The sequence below is a fragment of the Luteibacter sp. TLI7-4A genome, assembly GCF_056754745.1.
Window position 1 is genome coordinate 629,484 of the sequence record NZ_JBPGWO010000001.1, and the last position, 15,057, is coordinate 644,540.

The 15,057-nt window shown below is 66.4% G+C and carries 13 protein-coding genes; 7 read left to right on the forward strand and 6 right to left on the reverse strand.

Annotation, left to right across the window (positions count from 1 at the left end; all coding sequences use genetic code 11):
* From ACR9Y6_RS02810 to ACR9Y6_RS02820, 3 genes are read left to right on the forward strand one after another with little or no spacing between them, the layout of a single operon-like run.
* Entirely contained in the window at positions 1–918 is a 918-nt protein-coding gene (locus ACR9Y6_RS02810; protein ID WP_481282677.1) for an aldose 1-epimerase, read from the forward strand.
* Entirely contained in the window at positions 915–3,185 is a 2,271-nt protein-coding gene (locus tag ACR9Y6_RS02815) for an alpha-galactosidase (RefSeq protein ID WP_481279895.1), read from the forward strand. Before ACR9Y6_RS02810 ends, ACR9Y6_RS02815 begins: the two co-directional genes overlap by 4 nt.
* Positions 3,182–5,356, forward strand: coding sequence for a CBM35 domain-containing protein (locus tag ACR9Y6_RS02820; protein WP_481279896.1), 2,175 nt, complete (start codon positions 3,182–3,184; stop codon positions 5,354–5,356). Before ACR9Y6_RS02815 ends, ACR9Y6_RS02820 begins: the two co-directional genes overlap by 4 nt.
* On the opposite strand, the gene ACR9Y6_RS02825 is transcribed toward ACR9Y6_RS02820, so the two are convergent.
* Positions 5,340–5,777, reverse strand: coding sequence for a hypothetical protein (locus ACR9Y6_RS02825; RefSeq protein ID WP_481279897.1), 438 nt, complete (start codon positions 5,775–5,777; stop codon positions 5,340–5,342). The two genes, ACR9Y6_RS02820 and ACR9Y6_RS02825, sit on opposite strands and share 17 nt — an antisense overlap.
* Before the next feature lie 340 nt (positions 5,778–6,117).
* On the opposite strand from ACR9Y6_RS02825, the gene ACR9Y6_RS02830 reads away from it, so the two are divergent.
* Together ACR9Y6_RS02830 and ACR9Y6_RS02835 are read left to right on the forward strand one after the other, a co-directional pair.
* Positions 6,118–6,300 carry a DUF3606 domain-containing protein gene (locus ACR9Y6_RS02830; protein ID WP_481279898.1) on the forward strand — a complete coding sequence of 61 codons (183 nt, stop codon included), beginning with the start codon at positions 6,118–6,120 and terminating at the stop codon, positions 6,298–6,300.
* Positions 6,297–6,524: a hypothetical protein gene (locus ACR9Y6_RS02835; RefSeq protein ID WP_481279899.1), complete on the forward strand. Its 228-nt coding sequence runs from the start codon at positions 6,297–6,299 to the stop codon at positions 6,522–6,524. Before ACR9Y6_RS02830 ends, ACR9Y6_RS02835 begins: the two co-directional genes overlap by 4 nt.
* An 18-nt stretch (positions 6,525–6,542) precedes the next feature.
* On the opposite strand, the gene ACR9Y6_RS02840 is transcribed toward ACR9Y6_RS02835, so the two are convergent.
* Entirely contained in the window at positions 6,543–6,821 is a 279-nt protein-coding gene (locus ACR9Y6_RS02840; RefSeq protein ID WP_481279900.1) for a hypothetical protein, read from the reverse strand.
* Between the two features lie 328 nt (positions 6,822–7,149).
* Positions 7,150–7,419 (reverse strand): hypothetical protein, encoded by a 270-nt coding sequence (locus ACR9Y6_RS02845; RefSeq protein WP_481279901.1) that lies wholly within the window; start codon positions 7,417–7,419, stop codon positions 7,150–7,152.
* A gap of 337 nt (positions 7,420–7,756) precedes the next feature.
* Between ACR9Y6_RS02845 and ACR9Y6_RS02850 the strand changes: the two genes are divergently transcribed.
* Positions 7,757–8,410 (forward strand): response regulator, encoded by a 654-nt coding sequence (locus ACR9Y6_RS02850; protein ID WP_306850494.1) that lies wholly within the window; start codon positions 7,757–7,759, stop codon positions 8,408–8,410.
* A 64-nt stretch (positions 8,411–8,474) separates the two neighbouring features.
* On the opposite strand, the gene ACR9Y6_RS02855 is transcribed toward ACR9Y6_RS02850, so the two are convergent.
* Positions 8,475–11,738 carry an Rne/Rng family ribonuclease gene (locus ACR9Y6_RS02855; protein WP_481279902.1) on the reverse strand — a complete coding sequence of 1,088 codons (3,264 nt, stop codon included), beginning with the start codon at positions 11,736–11,738 and terminating at the stop codon, positions 8,475–8,477.
* Positions 11,739–12,088: 350 nt separating this feature from the next.
* Here ACR9Y6_RS02855 and ACR9Y6_RS02860 point away from each other — a divergent pair, with 350 nt between their 5' ends.
* The gene (locus tag ACR9Y6_RS02860; protein WP_306850496.1) at positions 12,089–13,036 is read left to right on the forward strand and encodes an RluA family pseudouridine synthase; all 948 of its coding nucleotides are present in this window, start codon (positions 12,089–12,091) and stop codon (positions 13,034–13,036) included.
* Between the two features lie 152 nt (positions 13,037–13,188).
* Here the strand turns inward: ACR9Y6_RS02860 and ACR9Y6_RS02865 are convergent, their stop codons facing one another.
* Positions 13,189–14,694, reverse strand: a complete 1,506-nt coding sequence (locus ACR9Y6_RS02865; protein WP_481279903.1) for a CPBP family glutamic-type intramembrane protease — start codon at positions 14,692–14,694, stop codon at positions 13,189–13,191.
* A gap of 1 nt (position 14,695) precedes the next feature.
* Positions 14,696–15,037 (reverse strand): 4a-hydroxytetrahydrobiopterin dehydratase, encoded by a 342-nt coding sequence (locus ACR9Y6_RS02870; protein ID WP_481279904.1) that lies wholly within the window; start codon positions 15,035–15,037, stop codon positions 14,696–14,698.
* Positions 15,038–15,057: the final 20 nt, after the last annotated feature.

Genomic DNA, 15,057 nt, shown 5'->3' on the forward strand with positions numbered 1-15,057 from the left:
ATGTTGCAGCTATGCAACGACCGGTTGAGCGTCTGCCTGCTACCGGCCGCAGGCGGCGCCATCGCCCGCTTCGATTGGCTCGGGCAAGACCGGGAGTTGCCGTTGATGCGGCCTTGCGAGGGGTCGCCGGAGGTGTCGCCCGGCCGTTACGAGCCGAATCGCCTCGCCTGTTACCCCCTCCTGCCGTGGAGCAATCGCATTGCCCACGGCGGTTTTTTTCATGAAGGACGGCGGGTCGCGTTGACGCTCAACCGCGAGGACGATCCTTATCCGATCCACGGAAGCGGTTGGCAAAGAGCGTGGTCGGTCGCGAGACATGAGGCCGACAGCGCCATGCTGACGCTGGACGAGGTCTCTGTCGATGCGTACGCCTATCGAGCGGACCTTGAGTACCGGCTTCAGGAAGACACGTTGAGGGTGGGCCTGCGGGTCACCAACACGGGAAGCTTCGCGCTACCGTTCGGCCTCGGACTGCATCCGTTCTTTCCCCTGCACGGCGGCGTCCGGTTGCGCGCGGCCGCCAGTTCGGCCTGGCTTAACGACGGGCGCGATCCGTTGCCGACCCGGCGGGTGCCGGTGCCGCCTGAGTGGGATTTCTCGTCGGGCCGTGAACTGCCGGACGGTGGACTGAACCATGCTTTCGTCGGATGGCCGGGTCGAGCCACCATCGAGTGGCCGGCGCTTGCGTTGTGTCTGCATGTCGAGGCGGAAGTCGATGGCTATGTTCTGTATGTCCCGGCAGGCGAAGACTTCTTTTGCCTGGAACCCGTGGATCATCCGATCAATGCCGTGCACCTGCCAGGCGGCCCCGTCGCCAACGGCATGACCGACCTGGCACCGGGTGAAACCCTTGAACGTGCCTTCGCCTTTCGTGCGGAGGCTTCGGATAGTCGAAAGGAAGGGAGATCGCACCGTTGAAGTTACGAGCCCGCACGATCCGCCTTGCCATGTTGCTCGTGGCAAGCCTGCTCGCCGCTCCGGTCGGCGTCACCGCCAAGGGGTCGCCGGAACGCATTGCATCGCCACGCTACGATGCCGCGCACCGCGTCTTCAGACTGGACGCCGGTGGCGTCACCTATGCGATGGGTGTGAACGCCGATGGCATGTTGCAGACGATCTATTGGGGCGCACGGCTGCCCGCGGACGATCCGCTCGGGCCCGCCGTCCCGGCGCCTGAACGCTCGTCGTTCGACCCTGCCGGTGCGCTCACGCCGCAGGAATACGCCGGCTGGGGTGGTGCGATGACGGCCACCCCCGCGCTGAAGGTCCGTCTCGACGACGGCAACCGTGACGTAGTGCTTCGCTACGACAGCTATCGCGTCGAAGGCGACCGTCTGGCCATCCTGCTGCGTGACGCACAGGCGGGCGTGGCGGTGACCCTCGATTACACTGCCGACGCCGCGACCGGCATCGTCGGCCGCTCGGCTCACATCAAGAATGCGGGAAAGCAGGCGCTCACGATCGACGCCGCCGCGTCGGCCACGTGGAACCTGCCCCGCGCGGGTGACTATTCGTTGCGCTATCTCACCGGCACATGGGCGGGGGAATGGCACCTGCAGACACGGTCCGTCACGCCAGGTGCCACCGTCCTCGAGAGCCGCCGCGGCAGTACGGGCGACGAGAACAATCCCTGGTTCGCGATCGGTCGCGGCAGCGAATGGAACGAGGAACACGGCGACGTGTGGTTCGGTGCGCTCGCCTGGAGCGGCTCATGGAGCATCCGTGTCGACGAGGACATCCTCGGCCAGGTCCGTGTCGTCGGTGGCTACAACCCGTTCGACTTCGCCTATCGGCTGAAGCCGGGCGAGGTGCTGGATACGCCGGTCTTCTATGCGGGTTACACCGGCGACGGCATCGGCGAAGCGTCGCGGCTCCTGCACCGGTTCGAGCGCGATCGCATCTTGCCTGGCGGTGCCCACGCGGCGTTGCGCCCGGTACTGTACAACTCCTGGGAGGCCACCGAATTCAAGGTGGACGAGCCGGGGCAAGAGCGCCTCGCCGAGAAGGCCGCCGCGCTGGGCGTGGAACGTTTCGTCGTGGATGACGGTTGGTTCGGGGCGCGCGACAACGACCACGCCGGCCTCGGCGATTGGGTGGTCAATCGCCGCAAGTTTCCCCATGGCCTGAAGCCGCTTATCGACAAGGTACATGGGCTCGGCATGAGTTTTGGCCTGTGGGTCGAGCCGGAGATGGTCAACCGCGACAGCGACCTCTACCGCGCGCATCCCGATTGGGTGCTCAACTTCCCGGGCCGCGAGCGAAGCGAAGGGCGCCATCAACTCGTGCTCAATCTCGCCCGCGACGATGTGAAAGCGTACCTTCTGGAGGTGCTCGATCGCCTGCTCAGCGAGAACGATATCCAGTTCCTGAAATGGGATTACAACCGCAACTGGTCCGAGCCCGGCTGGCCGCAGATGTCGCCCGACGAACAGCAGAAGGTCTATGTGGCCTATGTCCGCAACCTTTACGACATCCTGCGCCAGCTGCGCGCACGCCATCCGAAAGTCGAGATCGAATCGTGTTCCGGAGGTGGCGCGCGAGTGGACCTGGGCATCATGGCGCTGACGGATGAAGTGTGGCCTTCGGACAACACCGATCCCTCCGATCGCCTGTCCATCCAGGATGGCTTCACTTACGCCTATGCACCCGCGACCATGATGGCGTGGGTCACGGGTTCGCCGAACTGGGTGAACAATCGCGTCAGCTCGCTCGACTTCCGTTTCCTGTCGTCGATGCAAGGCGGGCTCGGCATCGGTGCGAACCTGCTGGACTGGACGCCCGCGGAAGAGGCGACGGCCAGGAACTATGTCGCCGAGTACAAGAAGATCCGCGCCACGGTGCAACGGGGTTCGCTATACCGCCTGTTGTCGCCACGGGAACGCGCGCCGTGGTCGGCCACGGAGTCGGTGGCTGACCACGGTGCGCAGGCGGTGCTGTTCGCTTTCCAGCGCCAGGGTGAAGAAGCCCGTCCCTTCCCGACCCTGCGCCTGCGGGGGCTCGACGCGCAGGCGCGCTATCGCTTCCGCGTCGTGCACGGCAAGGTCGCCCCCGGTACGCCGGACGTGGCCAGTGGCGCGTACTGGATGCGGCGCGGCATCGACCTCGTGATGAAGGGCGACCTGCAGGCCGCCGGCGTGGTGTTCGAGCGCGAAAGCACAGCTTCCCACCAAGGAGTCACGCGATGAATGGTCCGGTTCCTGCATTTTCCCGTCTGGCGCTCGTGTGCGGACTGATGACGCTCGCCGGGGCGGCCTCGGCGCAGGTCAATGGCGTGGGGCAGAGGCCTTACCTCGGATGGAGCAGTTTCAGCCAGCAGACCATCGACCCGGCATTCCTCACCCAGGCCAACATGGTCGCGCAATCGGATGCGCTGGCCGCGTCCGGTTTGCAGGCGCACGGGTACACCTACATCAACCTGGATTCCGGTTGGCAGGGTGGGTTCGATACCAACGGCCGTCCCATCCCTGATCCGCGGACCTTCCCCGACATCAAGGCATTGATCGACCACATCCACGGTCATGGACAAAAGGCGGGCATCTACTGGATTCCCGGCGTGGAAGAGCCGGCGGTACAGGCCAACTCGCCGATTCTCGGCACGCCGTACCACATCCAGGACATCCTGGCGTTGCCGCATCGTGCCGGTAACGCGTTCGGCGCGCCGGGCGAATCGCCGTACCACTACAAGATCGATTTCAGCAAACCCGGCGCGCAGGAATACATCGATTCGGTGGTGGCGCTTTTCGCCTCGTGGGGCGTGGATTTCATCAAGCTCGATGGTGTCACGCCGGGTTCCTATAGCGACGACCTGAGCATCGACAACCGCGACGATGTCGCTGCGTGGTCGAAGGCGATCTCACGCAGCGGCCGCCCGATCTGGCTTACCGTCTCCTGGGCGGTGGACAAGGATTACCAGGACGTGTGGCAGGCCTATTCCAATGCGCGCCGCATCGACGACGACGTGGAATGCGAAAGCCGCTGCGCCACGCTCACCAATTGGCCTCGCATCGAGAAACGTTTTCGCGACCTGCCGGGATGGCAGGATGTGGCTGGTCCGTCAAAAGGCTGGAACGACCTCGATTCACTCGACATCGGCGACGGTGACGAGGATGGGTTGACGGTGGACGAGAAACGCTCGGCCGTCACCCTCTGGGCGATGGCGAACGCACCGCTGTACCTGGGCGGCGACCTCACGAAGCTCGATGAAACCGGCAAGCGATTGGCGGGCAACGACGAGGTCATCGCGGTGAACCAGTCCGGCAAGCCCGCCATGCAAGTCATCGGTGGCGACTTGCCCGTGTGGGTGAGCGACCTCGGCGGCGGCCGCTACCATGTCGCCTTGTTCAACATGAATGCGACGCGCGCGGTCGTCGAACTGCCTTGGCGCGTGTTGGGGCTGGCCGGGGCCCGGCGCGTGCGCGATCTCTGGCGTCACCAGGAGCAAGGGCCGTCCTCGGGCAGCTACCGTGTTGAACTGCCCGGGCACGGCACGCAACTGCTGCTGGTCGAAGCATCGCCTGGCCATGTGTCACCAGGCCCGTCCGCGGATTACGAGGCCGAGGCGGCCACGCTCGCCGGTACGGCGGCGCCGGCTGCTTGTGCCGGTTGCTCGGGCGGTGTGAAGGTCGGCGGCCTGGGACTCGGTGCAGGCAACACGGTCAGCTTCGATCGTGTCTATGCGCCGCGGGACGGCGCCTATCTCATGCGGATCGACTCGCTCACGCTCGGCCTTCGCTCGTATCTGTACCAGGTCAACGATGGGCCGTTCCAGACCTTCAATTCGGGCGGTGGAAGCTTCCAACTGCCGTCGCAAAGCACGTTGCCGGTATGCTTGCGCAAGGGATTCAACCGCATTCGTTTCGGTAATGCGGCCAGCTATCCACCCGACCTGGATCGCATCGTCGTCGGCGGAACCGGCGACGCCGCGCTTCCCGCATCGTCCACCTACGAGGCGGAGGCCGCGATCCTTGGCGGTACCGTGACCGCGGGTTTCAGCAATTACTTCTCGGGGCTGGCGAAGGCGGGCAACATCGGTGTCGGATCCGCGAACTCCGTGACCTTCCCGGCCGTGACGGTGCCCACGTCGGGCAGTTACCAACTGGAGATCGACTACGCTACCAAGGGACCGCGCACGCTCTACCTGGTCATCAACGGGCAGGCCCCGATCAGGCTGGACCTCGACGGCAGCAGTTTCGACGATCCCGTGGCCAAGGTGCTCGATGTGTCGCTCAAGGCCGGGGCCAATACGATCGCGCTCGGCAACGCCGACGCACCGGCGCCGGACCTGGATCGCATCGTCGTGGCGCCCCGGGTCTTGCCGGCATGGCTGGGGGCTTCCGCGACTACGTGTCAGCAGTAAGTGGGTGGTCGGTCAAGCTGGCCGGCCACGCGGGAAGCATGCAATGGCACCGTTCGGCGAACAGGACCGCCGGACGCGACCATTCCGAGGCGTCCGAGATCCGCTGCAGCAGGGTGCAAGCCTCCGCGATGTCGACATAGTCGGCATCGCGCATCGCCCTGAGCCGACGGTGCGCCCGCCAGAGAAGGGTGATCGACTCGGCTACGCCTCGATACGGCGCGATATCCTCGAGATAACGGCAGGTGTGCCTCAGGTCGGCCATTCGCATGTCGCCGGCCGATCGTGGCATGCGCTCGTTCCATTCCGCCTCGGCGGCGTAGAGGATATCGAGCGCGTAGCCCAGCTCCGTGCATGCCTCGTCGACCGCATGCGCGGTGACCTGGCAAGGTCCGGGCAGCGATCGACGGGGGGCGAAGCTCATGCACTTACCTGTTACTGTTAGGGCTGTTTCCCCGTCCGGCGTTTGGCCGGCTCGCGCGGTGTCTCGGGAAGCTTGCCGCGACGCTCATGGGAATAGACGTAAGAGACGAACGCTGCCGACGAACGGTCGGTGGGCGCGCCGTTTGGAAAACGCGCCGGTGGCTTCTGCGTGGGCATGACTTGTCCGGTTGGGTGATTAGGCCCCTCGTAAGAGGGAGGGTGTCCCACCATGCGCCTTGGATTGTTATGCGCATGTAAGGAGGATCGCCGGGCGGCCCCCCTTTTCGTCACGCGGGGGTAACGGGCGAGGTGTCAATGGTGGCCTTTAGCGGGGAACGGCAATGGAAATGATGAAACGCGGCGCGCGGCCTGCCGATGCCACGAAAATCGACCTCGAGTCGAGGACCGAGGTCAACTGGTGGGTGCGTTCGCTAGGGGTGTCGGAACAGTCGCTCCGCGATGCGGTGAAGCGCGTCGGCCAGGTGCCGGGCGACGTACGCGCCGAACTCCGGCGCCGCCGATGATGGACATCTCGGATCGGCCACTGCGCATCTTCGTGTTCTTCCCGCCCATCAACGAAAGGACGTGGACCGTGCTGTTGCCGGGAGCGCACAAGCACCTGTTCCGCACGGAAGGGCTGGCCGTGGAATTCGCCCTCAACCAGGCCGCCGCCATGAAGGGACGGGGCAGGGCGGTGGAGGTGCTGAAGGAGCGCATCTCGGGAAGCTGGATCCCCGTGCACTTCTGACCGGGCGCTTCGCCGGGTTCAACGCGATGCGGGCGATTTCGATGGTGCGCCCGGTTTTCCCGCGCAAGCGGCGCGGGTAAGCGCACGATCCGGCTCTCCGTCATTCGGCCGCGCAAGGCGGGCCATGCAGGTTTCGAAGGTTTCCGGCTGTGGACGCGTGGCGAAATAGGCGGTGCCCACGGCGATCGCCAGCGCGATGGCGATCCAGGGAAGGCTGTCGTTGAGTGTCTTCGGCATGGCGGTAACGGCGTTTACCAGGCCATTATAGATCGGCCTGCCACCTTCGGTGCCGTACATGCGACCCGAGCCCCTTCTTCATTCGCCGATGTCGATGCCGGCGACCTGGGGATGCCCCGCGCTAGGGGAAAGGCTACTTCCTCTGGTGATTATCCTCGCCGGTGTCATCCACCGGATCGCCCGAGGAATCCGTGCGTGGCTGTTCGGTAGGGCCCCGCCGGTCTTTCGGCGGCTGGTCCTGTCCCGGTTGTTGCGGCGGGCGATTTTTCTCATTGGCCATGGGCGTCTCCTTCATCGGGAGGCTCGACGTTGGCGCCTTCGTGCTGACGGATACGTGTGAACGATGTGAGCAACGCGTCAGTGTCCTCCGCGGGCCTTGCGCCTGGGCCTAGCGGCCACGGCAGGGGGGTGCCATGAGGCCGGCGCGGGTCGACGCGTGCGAACGGCTTGCCTGCTCGGTCAACAAAGGTGTCACGATCGCCATCCATCCTTCGGCGAAGGAACGGACATTTCGCGGACGCCGCTCCGGCGTGTAACGGGACATGGCTTCCGCCAGCGCGGCCACCAGTGCGGCGGGTTCCGGATGGGTCGAGATAGCCGCTTCCAGGGCGGATTCCAGGGCTGCGAGTTTTCCGAGGAGGTAAGTCCGGTCTTCCATGAATAAAGATGTCCTTGCTGGGTCCTTGGATGGACGGAGTGCCTCGTCTGTGGCCTCCGCGATTCCGTATGTGGCACACCTTCCGGTGTCGTCGGGCAGCGCTGCCGAAATCGTGCTGAGGCTTTCGCCTACAAGCAGCTGCGCCTGACGATGACACGATCATCAGGCCATGTCACCTCACATGCCAAGGCGGATACCGCTACAGGCGGCGGAGCGGCGGCCGGATGATACCTGCACGCTGGTTGTCTCGCCTGCACATCTGGCATTGTATGCATTCGCAGGCGCGCGCGGCCGATACGCGCGCACAGAAGTACAGTCGGCCCAGGGAGGGCACTACATGATTAACGTTGTTTTGGTCGACGACCACGAGTTGGTCAGGACCGGTTTCCGGATGATCCTGCAGCAGCAGGCCGATCTCCGGATCAGGGGAGAAGCGGGTTCGGCCGAGGAAGGCCTGCGCCTCATCCGCTCCCAATCACCAGATATCGCGCTCGTCGATGTCCACATGCCAGGCATGAGCGGCGTGGAACTGACCGAGCGCGTGATCCGCGCGAAGCTGCGCACGAATATCGTCATCCTCACCGTGGTCGATGACGCGCGTTTCCCCAAGCGCCTGCTGGACGCCGGGGCCCTCGGTTATCTCACCAAGGGCTGCTCGTCCGAGGAATTGCTCAGTGCCGTGCGCCAGGTCGCCTCGGGTCGGCGCTACCTCGCCCCCACGGTCGCCCAGCAGTTGGCACTCGCCACGCTCGATGGCTCGGATTCGCCGTTCGACACGCTATCGACGCGCGAGATGGAGGTGTCGATGATGCTCGTTCGCGGAATGCCGCTGACCTCGATCGGGGAAAGGCTCAACCTGAGTCCGAAAACCGTCTCGACCTACAAGCAGCGTCTCATGGAGAAGTTGCACGTCGAACATGTCGTCGGCCTGGCGCACTTGATGACGGTGCACGGCTTGCTGGACACGCACAATCACCAGGTGGGCAGCTGACGTTGTTCATGGCGTGACGCAAAAAAACGCCGGGCAATGCCCGGCGTTTTTTATTCTTTCACTGTCAGCCGTGGGAACTGTCGTCCTGTGGTTCCTGGCGCGGCCGGGTCAGCAGGTCGCCCTGCGCAGGCGGCGTCCAGGCAGGCGTGGGCGTCGGGGCGGGAGGCGTATGCGACACCGGCGACACGTTCGATGCCTCGGCCGACTTAGGCGTGGGCGTCACGGGCGGAGCCGGCGGCGGCGCGCTCTTTTCCTTCGGCGGCGTTTCCTCGTCCTTGGATGCGTCCTCGGTCCGGGGCGTTACCGGCTTGCTCGCGGATTCTTCCGCGGGGGCGTCTTCGTTGACGACAGCCTTCGAAGGCGCCTGCACCGGCGTCACTTCCTCTGTTTCAGGAAGAATGCCGCGAGCGGGTGCGTCGAGCACGGATGCCGGCCGGGTAAGAGGGGCCGGTTCGATGACTGGCTCGTCCACGGACGTGGCTGACGCGGGGATGGGCGCGGCGGCCGGGACCGGCGCCGAGCCTGTCACCGGGGCGCTCTTGAGCGGAGCATCCGATTCGGTCTGGCGACGTTCCGTGGTGCGGGTCTGCGCCGAGTCGGCCGGGCTGGCGGCTTCCGTTGGGACATGCGCGGTCGGTGCGGGTGCGGGAGCATGCCCCGGAATGGGCGGGAGCTTCGGCAGGGAGGGCAGGGTCAACGCGGACGGGACGCTGTCTTCATCGGCCAGGTCGACCTCGACCGGGTGCGAGCCCGTATGGACCGGAGCTTCCACCGCGAAGGCGTTCTCGGCGGCTTCGACGGTGTCGAGCATCGGCGGGACACTGGCGCTCGACCGCGCGGTCTCGGTACGGGCGGCTTCGGTCCGACCGGATTCGGCCGGGGACGCGTCGTCGCCGTCTTCGTCGTCCATATCCTCGGCGTTGCCGGCGCCTTCGATGGCACCCGCCTGGCTACCGTCTTCCTGGCGACGGCGACGGCGGCCACCGCGGCGGCCACGACGGCGGCGCTGGCCACCCTCGGTTTCCTTCGTGCCTTCGCCCGGAGGCGTGTTGGCATCCGTTGCGATCGTCGCTTCGATGTCCGTCGCCGACGTATCGGTAGCGACCTGGCTCAGCTTGTCTTCGTCTTTCGTCGCCGGCGGGGCGAACCTGTCCGCCGGAACGCGCGGCGAGGGCGGCGTCGCTGCCTGCGTCGCCGCGGTCGCGGCTACGGCGGCCGTTACGGCCTTGTCGGCGTTCTCGCCCTGTGGCTTCCGCTCGCCTCGCGGTTGCTGCTGGCGGCGATTGTTCTCGCCACCCTGGGCGGCTTGTTCTTGGCGGCCTTGGCGGCCCTGTTGGGCATCTTTCTGCCGGGCCTGCTTCTCCTCGCCCTGGCGTGGTTCGCCGCGTCCCTGCTGCGGCTTGTTACCCGCCTTGGGCTGCTGGCCCTTGGCCTGCGGATTGCCGTCCTTGCGCTGACCCTGCGACTGGCGCGGCTCGCCACGGCCGCCGCGTCCTTCGTTGCCGCGACGATCGTCGCGACGCGGGCCGCGGTCGCTGCGACCGCCCTGGCGGGAATCCTCGCGACGGGCGGGTGCGGGCGCCGGTGCGGGCGCCGCCGCCGTGCCGCCGCCGAAGAGGCTGCCGAACAGGCGGGAGAAGAAGCCACCGGAAGGCGCCGCCGGAGCGGGCACACGGCTGGCCGCCACCGGTGCGGCCACGACCGCGTCGGTGTCTTCTTCACGCAGCGGAGCGGGCGTGCTCGGAACCACGCCTGTCACCAGCGGTTGCTCGCCGCTGCCGAGGGCCTGGCCCATCTTGGGCAGGGCCGCGGCCGCGATCGGCGTGGTCCGCTCGTAGCTGGGCTTGCTGTGCTCGCCCATATCCGCCTCGCGGATACGGGTGATCTCCAGGTGCGGGGTTTCCAGCTTTTCGTCGGCGACCACGACCACGTGCACGCTGTGGCGCAGTTCGATCTCGACGATGCTGGCGCGCTTCTCGTTGAGCATGAAGTTGGCGACCGTGGCCGGCGCCTGCACGAGGACCTGCCCGGTGTTCTCCTTCATCGCGTGTTCTTCGATCAGGCGCAGGGTGGACAGCGCCAGCGATTCCACGCTGCGGATGTGACCGTGGCCCTCGCAACGCGGGCAGACGATCTGGGTCGCTTCGCCGAGGCTCGGACGCAGGCGCTGGCGGGACATCTCCAGGAGGCCGAAGCGCGAGATGCGGCCGATCTGGACACGCGCACGGTCGGCCTTGAGAGCCTCCTTGAGGCGCTCTTCGACCTCGCGCTGGTGGCGCGGGCTGTCCATGTCGATGAAGTCGATGACGATCAGGCCGCCGGCGTCGCGGATACGCAGCTGGCGTGCGATCTCGGTAGCGGCTTCGAGGTTGGTGTTGAACGCCGTTTCCTCGATATCGCTGCCCTTGGTCGCCTTCGACGAGTTGATGTCGATGGCGGTGAGGGCTTCAGTCTGGTCGATGACGATGGAACCGCCCGAGGGAAGGCGGACATTGCGCTCGAAGATGCTCTCGATCTGGGTCTCGATCTGGTACCGCGAGAAGAGCGGGGTCGGATCCTGGTAGAGCTTGAGCTTGCGCAGGTTGTTGGGCATCACCTGCTGGACGAAGTCGCGGGCGTCGTTGAACAGCGACTCCTCGTCGATGAGGATCTCGCCGATGTCGTTGCGCAGGTAATCGCGAAGGGCTCGGATGAACAGCTTCGATTCCTGGTAGATCAGGAAGGGAGCCTTCTGGGAATTCGCGGCGGCCGAGATCGACTTCCACAGCTGCAGCAGGTAGTCCAGGTCCCACTGGAGTTCCTCGGCGTCGCGCCCCATGCCGGCGGTGCGCACGATGAGGCCCATGTCGTCGGGTACCGACAGGTGCTCCATGGCCTCCTTGAGCGCTTGCCGGTCTTCACCCTCGATGCGGCGCGAAACGCCGCCGGCACGGGGGTTGTTCGGCATCAGCACCATGTAGCGGCCGGCGAGGCTGATGAAGGTGGTGAGGGCGGCGCCCTTGTTGCCGCGCTCTTCCTTCTCGACCTGGACGATGATCTCCTGGCCTTCCTTGAGGAGCTCGCGGATGTTCGACTTACCTTCCGCGTTCGGATTGAAATACTCGCGGGCGATTTCCTTCAGGGGAAGGAAGCCGTGGCGTTCGGCGCCATAGTCGACGAAGCAGGCTTCCAGGGAGGGTTCGACGCGGGTGATGCGGCCCTTGTAGATGTTGGCCTTTTTTTGCTCCCTGGACGGGATCTCGATGTCCAGGTCGTACAGGTTCTGACCATCGACGATGGCCACACGCAACTCTTCGCGCTGAGTCGCGTTGATCAACATACGCTTCATTGTGGGTTCCTCGGCCTTGCCGCGCGGCCGCGCGCCGCGGTGGCGCCCAAGTGGCGGCCTGCCGGGGATCGCGCCGCAGCGGTGAGGCTTCAAGCGGCATGGGATCCGGGACCGATACCTGGACCCGGCGTGATTCGTGAATAAGCGCCTTGCAACCGGTCCGCGTCCCTACGGATTAGCCGGACAACCGCAACCCGAACCGCTACGATGTAGGGTGTCCTCGCCCTCCGACCCCTCGGACGGAATGGCGCGACACTCGCCTTACGCGGCGGTACTGGCACCCCGCGAGAGATGAGTCTTCAGCGGAGCCTGGCGCCCGCCGAGTATCCTATCAATTTCGAGTTTTATCAATGCAGACGGTAACTTCCCTCGACGGCGGCCAAGGTGTGCGCCAGGTCGAAATCGGTCCCGAGAGGGACGGTCAGCGCGTGGACAACGCCCTGATGACCCTGCTCAAGGGAGTGCCGCGCAGCCTGGTCTACCGCCTGCTGAGAACGGGACAGGTGCGCATCAACGGCAAGCGCGCCAAGCCCGAGACCCGCCTAGCCCTCGGCGATATGCTGCGGATTCCGCCGGTCCGCGTGGCCGAGCGCGATGAAAGCGTCGCTCCTTCGGGCATGGTCCGGGCGGTCGCCGATTCGGTCATTTTCGAGGACAAGCACTTCCTGGTGATCGACAAGCCCGTGGGCATCGCCGCCCACGGTGGCAGCGGGGTGAGCCATGGCGCCATCGAACTGCTGCGGGCGGCCCGGCCGAACGAGCACCTGGAACTCGTCCACCGGCTGGACCGCGACACCAGCGGCGTGCTGGTGCTGGCGCGTTCCCGTCCGGGCCTGACCGGCTTGCAGGCGCTCATCCGGGACAACGAGGTGACCAAGCAATACCTCTGTCTCATGACCGGCACGCCGCGCAAGGCGAAATTCGACGTCAACGCCCCCCTGCTCAAGTCGGTGATGCATGGCGGTGAGCGCATGGTCCGTGTGGATGACGCCGGCAAGCCGTCGCTCACCTTCTTCCAGGAACTGGAGCAGTACCCCGGGGCCCGGCTGATGCAGGCCACGCTCGGTACCGGCCGCACCCATCAGATCCGCGTGCATGCCCAGTATGCCGGCCACCCGCTGGCTGGCGACCCGAAGTACGGCGACGAAGAGGCCAACAAGCGCTTCCGCGCCAAGGGACTCAAGCGGATGTTCCTGCACGCGGCGCGGATGAGCTTCGACCTCGGCGGCAAGAACTACGATTTTTCAGCCCCGTTGCCCGACGATCTCAAGGCGTTCCTGGACAATCTGCGCGGCTGACGCCTGTCGTGGTAGCCGGCCTGGTGCGGCGGTAGCCAGGCCCTGGTGTGGTGGTAGCCAAGCCTGGTGGGAGCCGACCCTGTCGGCGATCCCGCGGCAGCGGGCCAAGTCACCGCAAGCACCCATCGCCGACAGGGTCGGCTCCCACCAACTTAGCCCAGGAATCTCGCGCTGACTTCCAGCGACCTGAGCAGGCCGCCGGCCAGGCCGGCCTGGAGGAGCACCGCGCTGAGCGCGTGCGCCAACGCCACGGGCAGCAGGGCGCGGCGGTGGAAATACCACCAGGCCCAGCCGAATTCGGCCACGAAGCACAACTGCATCAGCAGGCCGTTGGGGGTATGCAGCAGGGCGAAGGCCAGGGCGGTGAGCGACACGGCCAGCGGGCGGGGCAGCGCCCGTGCCAGCAAGGCCCCGACGACCGCCAGCATCAGCCACTGCTGGAACAGGGCCCAGCCGACGTATACGGCCACGCGCCCCAGTGGCGGCCACGAAGGGGCGTGACCGAAAAACACCACGACGCAGAGGGCCGCGGGTACCGCCAGCAGCGGCCAGCCGGCGGCGCGCCACGTGCCGAACCACTGCCAGCGCGGAAGGACACGAGTGGCATCGAGGTAGAAAGCGTAGGCCGCGCCCGCCACGAACATCACGACGCCAGATGGGTCCGGCCGGTCCGAGAGCCCCAGTCCCGCGATGAACCAGAGTGGACCGATGAGGACGAGCATGACGTCGATCAGGTCGCGCAAAGGGGTGGTAGGACGGAAGCCGCTGCCCGCGCGGATGGCCGGCGCCGACGCAGTCCCGGCAGGAGTCACCGCTACAGGCGAGCCCGCGGCCAGAACGGGCCGCTGTCGATGCCCTCGCAGGGCCGATCCCAGGAAGGCGCAGAGCAGGAGCAGGTAGGCGATGGGGGGCAACCAGGGTAGCCACGCATGTGCGGGGCCCGCCACCGTCCCCGAACCGAATGTCACCAGCGGGTCGGCCGCGCGGGCGTGGTCGCGCCATGCGAGCAACCCTTCGGCCGAGAGCCGGGCGGGAAGGGCGCCGACCGGCGGCTGGATCGGGCCGCTTCCGGCTATCAGCGACGCCTCGTGCAGGGTGAACGTGGCCGCGGTGGGGAGCCTCACCTCCAGGCGCAGCATGGCCGCGCGGGCGGGCGGCGTGACCGGTCGTCCCGCTGCGTCGGTCCAGTCCAGGCGATCCAGTGGAAGGAAGGCAGGCAGTTCACCGGCGGCCAATGCGCCGAGCCTGGCGCGCCGGATCGGGCCGGTCAGTGTTTCCCGGGTCACCCAGGCGTAGTCGCCCGGTGCGGAGGCTTCCGCATGGAGCCGCAACCGGTCCAATCGCATCAGGTCCGCGGGCCGGGCCAGGGGCAGGCCGATCTCCATGGCCGAACCATCCGTGGCGCTGAACGCCAGTCCGTCCAAGGCGAGCTCCAGGCGTCCGGCACCGAACGCGCGGCCGGCGACCACGTCGTCCCGTTCGCGAAAGCGCCATGACCAAGGCGACCCACCTGCGGCGAAGGCGGCTCGATCGGTCGCGCTTTCGCTTTCGATCGCCGCACGCACCACGGTCGCCGCGAATCGCGGCAAGGCGAAGAGCGAGGCGATCGTCAGGATCGCGCTCACCAGGATCGCCCAACGAGCGCTGCCCCAGCGCATCTCAGCGGTCCAGCAGAGCCTCGACCCGGGCGGCGCAGATGAAGTCGTTCAGGGAGAGGCCGCCGACATCGTGGGTGGACCACAGCACCTGGCAATGGCCGTAGCCCGCTTCCAGGTCCGGATGATGGTCTTCCTGGTTGGCCATGAAGCCCACCGCGTTGATGAAGCCAAGGGTGTGGTGGAAGTCGGGGAAACGGAAATCCTTGACGATGGCCTTGCCGTCGGCGGTGACGGTCCAGCCGGGCAGGCTGGCCAGGTGACCGTCGATGGCGGCGTTGTCGAGCGCGTGCTCCGCGCCCTTGCGCGGTTGGCAGTGCCGGGTGGCGAGCGGGGAAAGGGTCATGGTGTATCCATCCATCCTGA

Bases quoted from the DNA above. Each gene is read 5' to 3' on its own strand.
- ACR9Y6_RS02810 (WP_481282677.1), top strand. From the start codon at position 1: ATGTTGCAGCTATGCAACGACCGGTTGAGCGTCTGCCTGCTACCGGCC.
- ACR9Y6_RS02820 (WP_481279896.1), top strand. From the start codon at position 3,182: ATGAATGGTCCGGTTCCTGCATTTTCCCGTCTGGCGCTCGTGTGCGGA.
- ACR9Y6_RS02825 (WP_481279897.1), bottom strand. From the start codon at position 5,777: ATGAGCTTCGCCCCCCGTCGATCGCTGCCCGGACCTTGCCAGGTCACC.
- ACR9Y6_RS02830 (WP_481279898.1), top strand. From the start codon at position 6,118: ATGGAAATGATGAAACGCGGCGCGCGGCCTGCCGATGCCACGAAAATC.
- ACR9Y6_RS02835 (WP_481279899.1), top strand. From the start codon at position 6,297: ATGATGGACATCTCGGATCGGCCACTGCGCATCTTCGTGTTCTTCCCG.
- ACR9Y6_RS02840 (WP_481279900.1), bottom strand. From the start codon at position 6,821: ATGTACGGCACCGAAGGTGGCAGGCCGATCTATAATGGCCTGGTAAAC.
- ACR9Y6_RS02845 (WP_481279901.1), bottom strand. From the start codon at position 7,419: ATGGAAGACCGGACTTACCTCCTCGGAAAACTCGCAGCCCTGGAATCC.
- ACR9Y6_RS02850 (WP_306850494.1), top strand. From the start codon at position 7,757: ATGATTAACGTTGTTTTGGTCGACGACCACGAGTTGGTCAGGACCGGT.
- ACR9Y6_RS02855 (WP_481279902.1), bottom strand. From the start codon at position 11,738: ATGAAGCGTATGTTGATCAACGCGACTCAGCGCGAAGAGTTGCGTGTG.
- ACR9Y6_RS02860 (WP_306850496.1), top strand. From the start codon at position 12,089: ATGCAGACGGTAACTTCCCTCGACGGCGGCCAAGGTGTGCGCCAGGTC.
- ACR9Y6_RS02865 (WP_481279903.1), bottom strand. From the start codon at position 14,694: ATGCGCTGGGGCAGCGCTCGTTGGGCGATCCTGGTGAGCGCGATCCTG.
- ACR9Y6_RS02870 (WP_481279904.1), bottom strand. From the start codon at position 15,037: ATGACCCTTTCCCCGCTCGCCACCCGGCACTGCCAACCGCGCAAGGGC.